Annotated in this window: 10 protein-coding genes; 5 read left to right on the forward strand and 5 right to left on the reverse strand. The window is 61.2% G+C overall.

Features of this window, described 5'->3' with window-relative positions:
• The first annotated feature begins 125 nt into the window (after nucleotides 1–125).
• Entirely contained in the window at nucleotides 126–824 is a 699-nt protein-coding gene (locus Thiosp_RS23705) for a carbonic anhydrase family protein (protein WP_201063327.1), read from the forward strand.
• Between the two features lie 39 nt (nucleotides 825–863).
• Complete coding sequence (locus Thiosp_RS23710) at nucleotides 864–2,126, forward strand: aromatic amino acid transport family protein (protein WP_201063328.1); 1,263 nt, start codon at nucleotides 864–866, stop codon at nucleotides 2,124–2,126.
• 7 nt (nucleotides 2,127–2,133) lie between these two features.
• Here Thiosp_RS23710 and Thiosp_RS23715 read toward each other — a convergent pair whose 3' ends face one another.
• The 3 genes from Thiosp_RS23715 to Thiosp_RS23725 form a co-directional block, all read right to left on the reverse strand.
• Nucleotides 2,134–5,127, reverse strand: a complete 2,994-nt coding sequence (locus tag Thiosp_RS23715) for an amino acid adenylation domain-containing SDR family oxidoreductase (protein ID WP_201063329.1) — start codon at nucleotides 5,125–5,127, stop codon at nucleotides 2,134–2,136.
• Between the two features lie 117 nt (nucleotides 5,128–5,244).
• Entirely contained in the window at nucleotides 5,245–7,008 is a 1,764-nt protein-coding gene (locus Thiosp_RS23720) for a chloride channel protein (protein ID WP_201063330.1), read from the reverse strand.
• A 123-nt stretch (nucleotides 7,009–7,131) separates the two neighbouring features.
• Complete coding sequence (locus Thiosp_RS23725; RefSeq protein ID WP_201063331.1) at nucleotides 7,132–7,515, reverse strand: H-NS histone family protein; 384 nt, start codon at nucleotides 7,513–7,515, stop codon at nucleotides 7,132–7,134.
• Between the two features lie 496 nt (nucleotides 7,516–8,011).
• Between Thiosp_RS23725 and modD the strand changes: the two genes are divergently transcribed.
• Nucleotides 8,012–8,878 (forward strand): ModD protein, encoded by an 867-nt coding sequence (gene modD / locus Thiosp_RS23730; RefSeq protein ID WP_201063332.1) that lies wholly within the window; start codon nucleotides 8,012–8,014, stop codon nucleotides 8,876–8,878.
• Here modD and Thiosp_RS23735 read toward each other — a convergent pair.
• Nucleotides 8,854–9,543, reverse strand: coding sequence for a DNA-J related domain-containing protein (locus Thiosp_RS23735; protein WP_201063333.1), 690 nt, complete (start codon nucleotides 9,541–9,543; stop codon nucleotides 8,854–8,856). The two genes, modD and Thiosp_RS23735, sit on opposite strands and share 25 nt — an antisense overlap.
• Nucleotides 9,543–10,913 carry an MFS transporter gene (locus tag Thiosp_RS23740; RefSeq protein WP_201063334.1) on the reverse strand — a complete coding sequence of 457 codons (1,371 nt, stop codon included), beginning with the start codon at nucleotides 10,911–10,913 and terminating at the stop codon, nucleotides 9,543–9,545. The genes Thiosp_RS23735 and Thiosp_RS23740 overlap by 1 nt, the downstream gene beginning before the upstream one ends.
• 62 nt (nucleotides 10,914–10,975) lie before the next feature.
• On the opposite strand from Thiosp_RS23740, the gene Thiosp_RS23745 reads away from it, so the two are divergent.
• Nucleotides 10,976–12,733 carry an alpha-amylase family glycosyl hydrolase gene (locus Thiosp_RS23745; protein ID WP_201063335.1) on the forward strand — a complete coding sequence of 586 codons (1,758 nt, stop codon included), beginning with the start codon at nucleotides 10,976–10,978 and terminating at the stop codon, nucleotides 12,731–12,733.
• A 28-nt stretch (nucleotides 12,734–12,761) separates the two neighbouring features.
• Nucleotides 12,762–13,577: an HAD-IIB family hydrolase gene (locus Thiosp_RS23750; RefSeq protein WP_201063336.1), complete on the forward strand. Its 816-nt coding sequence runs from the start codon at nucleotides 12,762–12,764 to the stop codon at nucleotides 13,575–13,577.
• Nucleotides 13,578–13,587: the final 10 nt, after the last annotated feature.

The following is a 13,587-nucleotide window of genomic DNA, read 5'->3' on the forward strand; positions in this document are numbered from 1 at the left end:
TGCGCCGTCGAGAATTCGCCAACGCCTCGATGGCTTTTTGACCGATCACCCACCCCGTGCGTAAGATGACCATGGATGTTTCGCTAACGGATGCCAACTAACCAGTGCTTTTGAGGAACAATATAATGAAATATCAATCACTTTTGTTCGCAAGCGTTCTTCTCGGTCTAACGCAAGTATGCTTGGGACAAGACGCCGACTTACCATTAAGTCAATCAGGCCAACAAGCCTTTACACCCGATCAAGTCCTTGAAGCGCTATTGGCTGGGAATGAACGCTTTGCTGCGGGCGAGGCGACTCAACGCGATATCACCGCGCGGATCGCTGCTTCAGCGCAAGGCCAGTACCCGAAAGCCGTTATTTTGTCATGCCTGGATTCAAGGGTTCCGGTGGAAAAAGTTTTTGATGTCAGCATTGGTGACATCTTTGTTGGCCGTGTTGCAGGGAACATTGTGAATGAGGATCAGTTGGGCTCCATGGAGTTTGCAACGAAACTGGCTGGAGCAAAGCTGGTCATGGTGTTGGGTCATAGCCAATGTGGCGCGGTCAAAGGAGCCATTGACGGCGCTGAGTTGGGCAATTTAACCGCGCTATTGGCCAAGATCCGCCCAGCAGTGGATGGCGTGGAGGGGTTTTCCCCCGACCAGCGAACATCGTCTAACGATGATTTTGTCGAGCAGGTCATCGACCAAAATGTGCATGACATGGTAGCCCAGGTTAGAGAACAGAGTTCGGTCTTGGCGAATCTTGAGCAATCTGGCCAGATCAAGATCGTCGGGGCGTCTTACGACCTCAATACAGGCAAGGTCGAGTTAATCGATTAGCACGCGAATTTGCCCGATGCGAGAGTGAGTTGCGGGACAGTGCGGCCTGACAAGGCTGCGCCCCCCGCCCTGCCTGCCGTGCAATTCATCGCCTGGGTGCTCGCCCTGTTTGGCACGGCGGTGGGTGCCGGTGTCTTGTTTCTGCCGAACCAGGCCGGTCAAGGGGGCTTCTGGGTGCTGGGCGCGGCGGCGCTATTGGTCTGGCCCACCATTGCCTTTGGGCATCGATTCTATGCCCTGATCCCGAGCCGGGCCGAAGGGGGCGCGGACTTCTCTGCTGCGGTCGCGCACTGGTGGCCGCGCTTGGCTGGCCTGCTGCGGCTGCTGTTCGTGGCCTGGCTGTTTGTGCTGCTGATGGCCTATTCGATTGGCCTGACGAACGGGCTCAGTGACCTGCTGAGGCAGCATCGCTGGTTGGGTTTGGAGGCTCTGCCGCGAGCCTGGCTTGCGGTAGCGGTGCTCGGGACTATGTTATTGCTGCTGGGCGCGGCGCGGCCGGTCTTGGTGCGTCTGCTGGGCGGATTGAGCTTGGTGCTGATCGGGCTTTTAGTAACGGTCTCCTTCGCGCTTGTGCCGCATTGGAGCGAAGGGATCGCCCTTGCCGCGCTGGCGCCGCCCGAGCCTGCTGTTGCCTTGCGGCAGCTGTTGGTGCTCTACCCGCTGCTGACACTGTCGTTCATGTTCTTTCCGAGCCTGTCCGGGCTGGTGCTCGATCTCCAGACGCGGCTGCCGGATCGCGCCGCGCGGGAGCGCGTGACGGGGCACGTCATCACGGCGACCACGCTCGTTCTTCTCGGGTTTGTGCTCGGCTTCGTCGTTGCTTTCATGCTCGCGCTGCCGGCGGCGGACTTCGTCGCCGCCGAGCGCGAGAACATCTCCGCCCTAGACCTGGTGGGCGAGCGCTTCAGCCACAGCTGGCTGGGCGAGCTGGGTCCGGCGGTCAGCCTGCTCGCGCTGACCAGCTCCTTTATCGGCATCTATGTCGGATATCGGCTGTCGCTCCTGGCATTGCTGGCGCGCGCAGCAGGCAGCGATCACGGCCCTCGCCGCTGGACCGAGGGCCTGCTGCTGATCGGGACCTTCTGCCTGCTGTTGCCGCCGGTGGTCGCCAATGTGCCGGTGATGGACATCCTTGGTGACCTGGTGGCACCGCTCGGTGCGATCTTCCTGCTGCTGGTGCCGGCCGGCATCCTGCTGACCGCGGCCGATTTCCGCGCTGAGCGCGGCCCCGCGGCCTGGTTCTCCGTCACTGCCGGTGTCCTGGTGGTCGGGGCCTACTTCGTCGGCCAGGCGCTCGGCTGAAGCTGACTCAGAGCCCCATGGCGCCGCGCAAGGTCCGGTCGAAGGCGTTGCGCAGCAGTTCGCGATAGTCGCTGGGGAACTCAACGCCCAGCGGCCCAAGTCGGGCCTGTGCCTGCCTGGTCTCGAAGTGCTGGATCTCCTCGGTGGGGCCACCCTGGAAGTAGAGGGTTAGCGGATAGAGCGGGTCGGTTTCGCGCAGCGGGGCGATGACGCGCCGCTTCCAGTCCTCATAGGGCAGGATCTCGATGGATTTGCCGGTCAGCTCGGACAGCAGGCCGACGTACTCGGGAAGCGCGATCTCGTGCGGGCTGGACAGGTTCAGCATCTCGCGGTCGGTGTTATCGTCCATGGTCAGGGCGACCATGGCGGCGGCGAGCCGGTCCACGGGCACCGCCTCGAACACGAGATCCAGGTCGGGCGCGAGGCCACGGGACAGGTAGGCGCGCATCATCAAGAGCGCGAAGTTGCTGCCGGCTGGGCTGGCGACGCCGGTGCGGCTGTTGGCGAAGATGTTGCCGGGGCGCAGGATCAGGCCGCTCAGGCCGCGCTCAAAGCCCTGCTCCAGCAGCCGTTCGGAGACCCATTTGGACAGCGCATAACCGCCGAAGAAGTCCGCCGGGGTCGGTCCGACGCGCCCCTCGTAGCCGATACCTTGGGCGTCGGCCTCGGTGATGGCGCTGGCGGTGGACACAAAAGTGAGCTTCTTCGGGCGCCCGCGCATTGCAAGGCGGATCAGCGCCAGGGTGCTGAAGGTGTTCGCGGCCTTGAGTCGGTCATAGCCGTAGATGTGATGGACGAAGGCGCCGCAATGAATGATATGCGAGCAGTGGTCGCGCAGCCGCTGCGCATCCACTGGACTCAACCCCAGCCCGGACTGGGCGAGATCGCCGGCGACCGGGCGGATGCGCTCGGCGGCATCGCCGGGGTCGAGGCCGAGACGATGCAGGGCATTGCACTGCTTGGCTTGCAGGTCGCCGGCCTCGGCGTCTGGCTTGATCAGGCAGTAGACCGAGCGGTTGGTCTTCTCCAGCAACTCAGCGAGCAGGTGAGCGCCGAGGAAACCGGTCGAGCCGGTGAGCAGCACGGCGCCCGCGCCGGCATCCCTGGCGGGCTGAATCCACACCGGCTGGATGCTCGGGTCGAGCACGGCGTCGGCCTCGGCAGCGGAGCGATCGGCGGCGTGATCGGCCTGCCCGCCCAGCTCGTCGATGGTCTTGGCCAGGCCCTCGATGGTCGGATGCTGCAAGAAGGCGTCCAGCTCGAAGGGCTTGGCGATGCGCTCGCGGATGCCGGCATAGACGGTCGCGAGCAGGATGGACGAGCCGCCGAGAGCAAAGAAGTCGTCGGTGACGCCGAACTCGGTGCGATCCAGACATTGGGACCAGACCTGCCAGATGACGCGCTCGGTGTCGGTGCGCGGCTTCACCGCGTCCGGCCGCGCGGTCTCCTCCAGCACCGGTGGCGGCAGGCGCTTGCGGTCGATCTTGCCACGCGAGGTGACCGGCAGCGCGTCCATGATCATCAGTACCCCGGGCACCGAGTAGGCCGGCAGTTGCTCGCCGAGCCAGCGCTTGTAAGCTTCCAGGTCGAAGTCCGCCTGCTGCGTGGCTTCCGGCTGCACGTAGCCCACCAGCACCTTTTCGCCCTTCACCTTGACCATCACCACCGCCGCGTTGGCGATGTCCGGGTGGTTGACCAGACTCTGCTCGATGCCGTCCAACTCCAGGCGGAAACCGCGGAACTTGATCTGGCGGTCAGCGCGGCCAGCGAAGGCCAGACTGCCGTCGTCGCGAAAGTGCACCAGGTCGCCAGTACGGTAGACCCTGTCGGTAGGGTCACCGGTGAAGGGATTCGCCAAGAAGTGCTCGGCGGTGCGCTCGGGCAGATTCAGATACCCCTTGGCGAGTCGATGACCGCCGATATACAGCTCGCCGGTCTCGCCGGACGGAACCGGATTGCGGTTCTCATCCAGCACATAGAGCACGGTATCCGCCAGCGCCTTGCCGATGGGCAGCGGCTCGGCCGGATCGGCCAGCTCCGTGATCAGCTGAAAGGTGGCCAGGATGCCGGTTTCGGTGGGGCCATAGCCGTTGACGAAGGCGCGGGGCCGGCCACTCGCGTTGTTCAGCACCTTATGGACGGTTTTGGGATTGACCACGTCACCGCCCGAGAGCAGGTACTTGACCCGGCGGAACATGCCCGGGCGGAAGGCCACCAGCTGGTCGAACAGTGCCGAGGTCACCCACATGACGCTGATCGCCTGATGCTCGATGAAGTCGGCAAAGGCCTCCGGGTTGATGATGGTCTCGTAGTCGACGCAGACCAGGGTGGCGCCATTGAGCAGCGCTGTCCAGATCTCGAACGAGGCGGCATCGAAGGCGATGCTGCTTGATGACAACACCCGGTCATCGGCATCGATGCTGAGATAGCGGGGACTCAGGATCAGCCCGCTGATGGACAGGTGCGGCAGCAGCACGCCCTTGGGCCGCCCGGTGGAGCCGGAGGTAAAGAACACGCAGGCCACATCGCCGCTATCGATGTGCGGCCGACGCGGCTCCGGCGACCAGGCATAGGGGTCTTTCAGGTCATCGAGGCTGATGGGCGCAGCGAAGTCAAAGTCGCCGCGCTTGTTCGCTGCCACCAGCAGGCACTTGGGCGCCGCATCCTCAACGATCGCCCGGCGGCGCTCCAGAGGTTCGCGCAGGTCGATCGGCACATAGGCGGCACCGCACTTGAGCGCCCCCAGCATCGCGACCATGAAGTCGATGCCGCGCGGATAGGCGATGCAGACCAGGTCGCCGTGCTCGACCCGGTGTTGGCGGTGCAGCCAATCGGCCACCCGGTTCGAGAGAAGTTCCAGCTCCGCGTAGGTGATGCAGGCACGGCCATACTGCACTGCGATGCGCTGCGGCATGCGCGCGGCAACGCGGGAAAACAAGCCTGGCAGGGTCTGCGGATCATCCAGGTTCAGATCGGCGGGTACGCTCGGGGTTGAGTTCATCTGTCATCTCCATTGGGACCCGGGGTGGTCGGTTCCCAGAGTGTTAAATTGGTTGCCCACGGGCTGCCACGACGAGGGCGCGGGCGGGCGCTTTTGCAGTCCCCTCAGTATGCATGGTCAGTATTCATAAGCAGTGTCGATGCGGGATCGGGTTAAAACACCATAGACGTGGTCGATACCGGGTGCCAGCGGCCGGCGCACGTAAAGCGCTTGGGCGCCAGTGGTTTTCAAGGTGTCGAGTGCCTCTTGCAAGGTTGCCTGTAGGTGCACGGGTGCGAGCTCTAGGCGATCGCCGGGAATCGCGAGCAAATCGATGCTTTCGACATCCGGATTCTGCGACAGGAAGCTCGCCACCGCGATTGCGGGCATCAGATAGGTTGGCTTCTTGTCGGTGTTGATGATGATCCAGTCCGGACTGGCCGCCACCAGGCGCTCTGCCCTGGCGCGATCGAGCTTGGCTTCCTGATGCACAAAATTGCGATTCATCACCCCGCCGACAGCGCGCCGGCGCAGTTCGCGCGTGAGAGGATTGACCCGATAATCCAACCCATTGGCGCGCAGCATGGTGATGAAGAGCGAGTCTTTGCCAAAGCCTTTGTAACTAACCAGGACAGCGATAATAATCGCCAACATGCCGGGCATGATGACCCCCGGGCTATGCGTTAATTCCACGACAGCTGTCAACCCCGCCAGCGGCGCGAGCAAGCTCGCCCCCATCATCGCGCCCATGCCAAGCAGCACATAGAAGCTCACGGGCACCGCGCTCGCATCCATGAACTGAGCCGCACCCACGGCGGTCAGATTGCCGACAACCGCTCCCATGAACAACGCCGGCCCGATCGTGCCGCCGGGGATGCCCAGACCAATGCTGGCCGATGTGGCAATGAGCTTGGCAGCCAGCAAAATCAGCAAGAAATCCCACGCGAGGTGCGTCTCGAGCAACCGCGTCAGAGAATCAAACCCCAGCCCCATCACCTGTGGAACCATGGCCCCGCAAGCCCCGGCCGTCACCCCCGCAAGCACCAGGCGCCAAAAGAAAGGAATCCGCTTGGTCGCCATGGCAATGCTCTGCACCCCATGAGTATAGGCCGCTGATGTCACGCCAGCAGCGATTCCGAGCAGCACAACCGGCAGCAAATCCGCAAGGGAGCCGACAACCGCTGGCGGCACTTTGAACAGTGGATTGGCATCGAAGACAGAGACGAATAGCCAGTCCCCACTGGCCGCCGCGAGAATAATCGGAATAAAGCTGGCGACGCTGTATTCCAATCCAAGCACCTCAAGCGCGAAAATCACCCCCGCCAGCGGTGTATTGAATGACGCAGCGATTCCCGCGGCGGTGCCACAGGCAACCATGATGCGAATGCTGTTATTGGGCAACACAAGCAACTGCCCCAACAAACTGCCGCTGCTTGCGCCGAGATAAACATGGGGTCCTTCGCGCCCGACCGAATGTCCGCTCACAATCGCCACAGCTGCACCGACGAATTGCAGCATGAACCCGCGCCAGGTCAGATGTCCCTGGTGATATTCCATGCGCTCGAGCACTCGCGCAACGCCGAGCACGCGAATACCGGCGGAGAAGCGCAGGAAAATTACGGCAATCAATAGCGCACCGCCAAGTGGCAGCAGTGCTCGGGTGATGGGGGAGAGTGCCTCGTAGTTCTCGCCATGATGCGGCAGCATCATCGCTTGCGTGCCTTCAACTGCGAGACGAAACCCGATAATTACCACGCCGGTCGCAAGACCAGTCAGAATGCCAAGAAAGGCATGCCATAGCAGGGCGTCGGGACGGGCGATGCTGAGGCGCAACCGGTCGAGCAACGCATCAGGAGCAGTACGCGCGCGGCGCCAGAATCGCGCCAGATCAGATCCGGGCATCGGAAACGGCAGACAGCCGGCAGGTAAGGGAGGGGTGGAGGATTGGAGGCCACTGGAGCCCCCTTAACAAAACACGCCCGGGCATTTCCAGGCCCGGGCGCCAAGACATGACAGCAGAGCCGATTAGGCTTGCGCGTGCATGTATTCCTGCTTGTAGCGCTCGCGGTCTTCCTTGTTTCCCGGATTCAAGCCGACGGCACTCATTCGCTCTTTCATCCAGCCAGGCAGAGGACCGCGCACGTAAATGCAATCTGGGTCAGCATTATCGACATAGCGCGGGTAAGAACGCTGTGCGCCTGCGGAACGCCGCGCGCCGCGACGACCACCAAAGATATCGGCAAACTCCGCAATCGCAAAACCTTCGCCCGTGATCCTTTCCTTAAACTCAGCGACCAGCTCGGCCTTGCGCTTGTCGCGCTTGGAGGCAAGGGCGCGCTCGACTTCTTTCTGTTGAGCCTCAAGGGATTCAAGCTTGGCCTTGAGCTCGGTATATTCCATTTCGTCCATCAGTACTTGCTCTCATTGATTGGCAACATGTGAAAAAATTTGCTCTTTAGCAGGAAGGGGCATGCTTGCTGATTGAATCCCAGTCACATCCCCTCTGCTCGTTCGTTCATTATAACGCCTGTTCATGGCCAATGCGCAAGAGAAAACAAATAAGTTTATCGCGAATAAATTTTGGCTGTACCTTAGGTAAGGGTACCAGCCGCCAACATCGCCGGCAAAACATTCACGGCGCCCTTGCACCCTCACCCGATCAAAAACCGAAAGACCATTGCGATGATGATACAACTGCGTTGTTTAGCCGCGCAGGATGCTTGCGCAATAGCCGCAACTGATGCCTCCAACCTGAAGAAACAACCCTGCCGCCACTGTTTTTCAGCGGCCGGGAACTTGTCTCTATCCTGACAATGGCAGTTCGCTGCGGATTGTCATTGCTGCCTGCTTGATGTCACTTGGAGACTGCAGTTTCGATGAATCCACAACGCCTCTTTAGCCGACTATGACCACATTATCAACCTCCCTGGAGGCACGCCCAGCACTCGGTGACGCCGCGCTCCATCGCTTGATTGAAGAGGACGTTCCCTATGGGGATCTGACAACCGAGTCGCTTGGCATTAGCCGCGCGTCGGGCTGTATTCGGTTTTTCGTGCGTGACGCGATGCGCGTTTGCGGCACGGAAGAGGCCGCGCGCATGTTCGAGCTCTGCGGCGCGCGAGCCTCCCTAAAAGTCCCGTCAGGAGAGGATGGGGCGCCCGGCACACTGCTGCTCGATGCCCAGGGCTCGGCAGGGGCCCTGCATCGCGTCTGGAAGAGCGCGCAAACCCTGGTTGAGTGGTGCTCTGGTGTTGCCAGCAGCGCGGCGGAAATCACGGTGGCGGCTCGCAGCGGCCATCCTGACGCGCTCGTCGCCGGCACGCGCAAGAATGTGCCTGGTAACCGCCGCTTGGCCGCCAAGGCCTTCGTCGCGGGCGGCGCGGTGATGCATCGGCTCGGTCTGTCGGAAACCCTGCTGGTCTTTGCCGAACATCGCGAATTTCTGGGAGCGAGCAACCCGGCTCGCACGCTGAAGCACCTGCGTCAGCGCTGTCCTGAGAAACGCGTGGTGGTGGAGGTCAGCAGTCTTGACGAAGCCCTTGCCTGGTCCGACGCCGACGTGCTACAGCTGGAGAAGTTCGCGCCTGAACTGGTCGCTCAGACCCTGGCCGCACTGCGCGATCGCCAATCACCTGCTCTGGTTGCTGCGGCTGGGGGGATTAACGCGCGCAATGCGGCGGAGTACGCGCGCGCCGGCGCGCATCTGCTGATTACCACTGCGCCGCACCTGGCTCCACCGCGCGATGTTCAGGTGCGCTTCGAGGCGCTGTAGTTGCCGCAGCGCTCGAGCACCCGGCGAGCGGACAATAGCCGCTGAAAAGACTCAGCATTCCCACCGCGATCGGGATGCAGGCGCATGGCCAGTTCCCGGTAGCGGCGCGTGACATCCTCGGCGCTGACCGGATCGGTCAAGCCAAGCACAGCCAACGCGGCCGCGCGATTCTCTAGCGCGAAATAGCGCATCCAGAACCCTCCCAACAACTCGGCAATCTGCTCTGCATCGGTTTCAGCCAGTTGATTGATATCGAGATAATAGTCACGTAAAGGATCGCGTCGCACCAGGGCCCATGGCTCAGCGCTTGGCAACCCTGCTCGCGAGTGCAGCACGATGCCCAGAGTATCGATTTCCAGCCAGGCCTGGCCGTTCGCCGCAAGCCAATCGCGCAACCGATAGAGCGCATTGAATAAGAGAAAATGCGCCTGAAACAGTGCCAGATCATTACGGAAAGGTGCACGGGCGAAAGACGCCTGGTATGTCTGCTCAAGCTCACGCAGCAGATCATACTCGCTGATACCCTCCGGGTGCGCTTTGAGGATTTCGTGCAGTCGGTTGAGCACATCATCACTCAAAGCACCCGAGCCGACACTGGCATGCATCGCCTCATCGGCACCCTCTATTGAATACCCGACCCTGTGCCCGGTGATCGGATCAGGCATCAGGCACCGCCCTGGGGCAGCGGACGCCTGGGCAATTGCAGCAGCAGACCGCCACCAACTAGAAACAGCAGCGCCAGCGACAAAATACTTGAGCGCGGCCCGGCGGCGACAAAGACCAGCGGGGTCAGCGCCATCAACAAGGGCCCGAGAACGGTCGCGAACTTACCGACCAGATTGAAAACACCGAAATACTCGGCGCTCTTTCCAATCGGCACCAGAGTGGCGAACAATGACCGCGACAGGCTTTGCACACCGCCTTGCACCAAGCCGATGGCGACGGCGAGCAGATAAAAGTCCCGGCTGGACTCAAGAAAGGCCCAGGCATAGAAGACCACGAACAGATATACACCAAGGCCAATCAGAATGCCCGTGCGCGCACCGATGCGCTGCCCGACCCAGCCAAACAGCAGCGCCGATGGCAGCGCGACGAACTGCGTGAGCAGAAGCGCCGTGATCAGCCCGGACTGATCCAGTCCCAGCACCCGATCGCCAAAAAACACCGCTGTCTTAATGACGGTATTGACGCCATCAATATACAGCCAGTAGGCAATCAGAAAGACCATAAGCATCCGCTCGGCGCGAATCGCACGCAGCGTCTCCCACAACTGGCGCCAGGCGCCATTCCAGACGCTGGTTTGGGCCCCGCCTGCCGCTTGCGCGGCTCGCGCTGGCCGAACCATCAGCAACACCGGCAGCGAGAACAACAACCACCAGACCGACACCGACAGGAAAGACGCCCGCACCGCCGCGCCCTGATCAGCCAGCCCGAACCTTGCAGGCTCAAGCACCATAACGACATTGAGCGCGAACAACAGCCCACCACCGCCGTAACCGAGTGCGTAGCCCAGTGCCGAGACCCGGTCCATATTGCGACCGCGCGCAACCTGCGGCAGCAGGGAGTCGTAGAACACATTGCCCCCGGCAAAACCGATGCTGGCCGTGGCATAGAGCAACAGCGCCATCACCCATTGGCCGCTGTGAATCCAGGCCAGCGCGGCGGTGGCGAGAATGCCGACAGCGGCAAAACCGGCCAGAAATCCCTGCCGCCAGCCGCCCCGGTCGGCGATTACACCCAGCATGGGCCCGCTGATGCCGATTAACAGACTGGAGACCGCCAGTGCGATGTTGAACCAGAATTGTGATTGCTCGGCATCCAGCCCGACACTGACAGCGCTGTAGAACACTGGGAAAAACCCGGCCATCACGGTGGTGGCAAAGGCTGAATTGGCCCAGTCGTAGAGCGCCCAGGCGATCACCTCGCGGGTTGGGGCGCGGGTTGGGGTTGGGGTTGGGCCTGGGACGGCGCTCGGCGCTCGCTGTGACTCACCCACTGGAAACTGCGCGGAGGGCTTTGCGGTCTCGGAATTCATTGTGTCTATGTTACAGTCAAACCCTGATCTTTCCATCCGCAAATGTTCGAAAAGTCCTGTTTATGAAGACCAGTTCCACGCAACAGAACCCGCAACAACTCCCCAGCGGAGTGATGTTCAATGCCTATCCGGACAGCATTGGCGAGCGCATGTCCGACCTCGTCGCCCTGCTGAAAAGGCCTGAGTTCGAGGATACCTTCTCCCTGCTCTATATCCTGCCGACCTTTTTCAACAGCGATCTTGATCGCGGCTTTTCCGTCATCGACTACGACATCAATCCCGAGTTGGTATCGCCGGAGGATATTCAGCAGCTCAAGGACTTGGGCATCCAGTTCAAGTTCGACCTGGTGCTCAATCATCTCTCGGTGCGCTCGCCCCAGTTCCAGGATTTGCTTGCGCATGGTGATGCGTCGAGCTATCGGGATTTCTTCGTCGACTGGAACGAATTCTGGAAAGACCACGCCACCATGGGGCCGGATGGCTATGTCATCCCCGATGACTGGTGCCTGCAGAAGCTGTTCATGCGCAAGCCGGGTCTGCCGATTCTGATGGTGCGCTTTCCCGATGGATCGCTACGCCCATACTGGAACACTTTTTATCAGAAGATCATCTATCAAGAGCTGGAAATGGACGATCTGGCTCCGCTCACCGAGCTCGACGCCGAGGCAAAAGCGCAGCTATTGGACATGACGAACGAGGCCATTCGCGCCGATTGTCACATCGATACCGTCAATTTCGGCGATTTTGGCGTTTACCGCCAACAGATCACCGAAATCGTCGAAGGCAAGCGCGACTATCTTGGGCAGATGGACCTCAACGCACAGTCAGACAAAGTGTGGGAGTTTTATGCCGAGACCTTCGCCAAGCTCAAGAGATACGGCGCGCGCATTATTCGCCTCGATGCTTTCGCCTATCTGCACAAGTCCCCGGGCGAGGCCAATTTCTTCAACAAGCCTGGGACTTGGGACTATCTCGACCGCCTCAAGCGGATTGCGCTCGATTACGATCTGACCATCTTCCCGGAAATTCACGCGGAGTATGGTCGTGGTCTGCACGAGGAAGTCGCCGCCGAAGGCTTTCCGATCTACGACTTTTTCTTTCCCGGCCTGGTCATCGACGCACTCGATCGCGGCCAAAATCGCGCCTTGGTCAACTGGATCAAAGAAGTCACTAGCAAAGGGCTCAGCACCATCAACATGCTGGGTTGCCATGACGGCATACCGGTGCTTGACCTGCGCGGCGTCGAAGTCGACGGCGGTGTGCGCCCCGGGTTGCTCGACGATGCCCAGATTGAGGTCACCATGGAGCGCCTGGTCGACCGCGGCGGGCGGGTCAAGAACCTCTATGGCGCCGATGGCAAGAAGATCGCTTACTATCAGCTCAACGCGACCTTCTTCAGCGCGCTCGGCGAGGACGAACGCAAGTTGCTGCTTGCCCGCGCCATTCAGATGTTCATTCCCGGTATTCCGCAGGTGTGGTATCTGGATCTGTTTGCCGGCAAGAACAACTATATCGCCGCCGACCGTGGTGGCCCGGCCGGCCACAAGGAGATTAACCGCAGCAACCTGAGCGCGGAGGACATCGAGGAAGGCTTGCGCCGGCCCGTTGTTATCGACCAGCTTGATCTGATTCGCATGCGCAATCTCGCCCCCGCCTTCGGCGGCGAGTTGACCATCCCCGAGACCGAGCCCGAGCAGCTCTCGCTGCACTGGAAGCAAGACAGCTTCATCGCCGAGCTCGATGCCAACCTGAGCGACCTGACCTTCAGCATCCGCTACACCGATGCCGAAGGCCAGGAGCACGCGAAGCAATATCTCTAACACTACCCGAACAGATTAGGAGCTTGTCATGAAGGTACTGGCAACAGATCTCGACCGCACCCTGCTCCCCAACGGCAGCTGGGAGGCCGACCCGCAGGCCATTGACTTATTCAACCGGCTCACCGAGGGGCAGCAGACTTATGTGGTCTATGTCACCGGGCGCAGCCTGGAGCTGACCGAAAACGCCATCGCCGAGTTTGGCATTCGCCACCCGCATGTGCTGATCGGCGACGTCGGCACCACCATCCGCGACTACAAGGACGGGCAGTGGAGCTTTAACGATGACTGGATCAGCCATGTGCGCGCGAAGAGCCCGCGCTGGGATGTGCCCGGCATCAAGGCTGCGGTCGACAACATCGACGGCCTGCGCGAGCAGCCGCCGGAGAGCCTCAACCAATTTAAACAGAGTTATTTCGTCGACCATGACCGCAGCGAAGCCATCCTCGAACAGGTCGATGATCGCGTAAAGGGCCGTTTCGACGAGAGCGCCATCTACAGCTACGACTCCCAAAGCGGCGATGGCCTGCTCGACTTTCTGCCCGAGAGCGCCAACAAACAAACCGCACTGGAATTTGTCGCCGAGAAACTCGGGCTGGAGAAATCCGGCGTGGTCTTCTGCGGCGACAGCGGCAACGATGTCTTCCCGCTCACCGCCGGTTTCTCCGGCGTCCTGGTGCGCAATGCCGACGAGCAACTGGTCAAAAGCGTCAAGGAGGCCCAAACCGCCAATCCGGCGCTCAAGGTCTACTTCGCCCAAGGCGACTTCAAAGGCCTGTCGGGTTACTACACCAGCGGGGTGATCGAGGGCGCGCATCACTATGGCGTCTTCAGCGATTGGGACTGACCCTGCGCGC

The sequence above is a fragment of the Thiorhodovibrio litoralis genome, assembly GCF_033954455.1.
Lineage (GTDB): Bacteria > Pseudomonadota > Gammaproteobacteria > Chromatiales > Chromatiaceae > Thiorhodovibrio > Thiorhodovibrio litoralis.

Bases quoted from the DNA above. Each gene is read 5' to 3' on its own strand.
- Thiosp_RS23735 (WP_201063333.1), bottom strand. From the start codon at position 9,543: ATGCCTGATCCGATCACCGGGCACAGGGTCGGGTATTCAATAGAGGGT.
- modD (WP_201063332.1), top strand. From the start codon at position 8,012: ATGACCACATTATCAACCTCCCTGGAGGCACGCCCAGCACTCGGTGAC.
- Thiosp_RS23750 (WP_201063336.1), top strand. From the start codon at position 12,762: ATGAAGGTACTGGCAACAGATCTCGACCGCACCCTGCTCCCCAACGGC.
- Thiosp_RS23715 (WP_201063329.1), bottom strand. From the start codon at position 5,127: ATGAACTCAACCCCGAGCGTACCCGCCGATCTGAACCTGGATGATCCG.
- Thiosp_RS23740 (WP_201063334.1), bottom strand. From the start codon at position 10,913: ATGAATTCCGAGACCGCAAAGCCCTCCGCGCAGTTTCCAGTGGGTGAG.
- Thiosp_RS23745 (WP_201063335.1), top strand. From the start codon at position 10,976: ATGAAGACCAGTTCCACGCAACAGAACCCGCAACAACTCCCCAGCGGA.
- Thiosp_RS23725 (WP_201063331.1), bottom strand. From the start codon at position 7,515: ATGGACGAAATGGAATATACCGAGCTCAAGGCCAAGCTTGAATCCCTT.
- Thiosp_RS23720 (WP_201063330.1), bottom strand. From the start codon at position 7,008: ATGCCCGGATCTGATCTGGCGCGATTCTGGCGCCGCGCGCGTACTGCT.
- Thiosp_RS23705 (WP_201063327.1), top strand. From the start codon at position 126: ATGAAATATCAATCACTTTTGTTCGCAAGCGTTCTTCTCGGTCTAACG.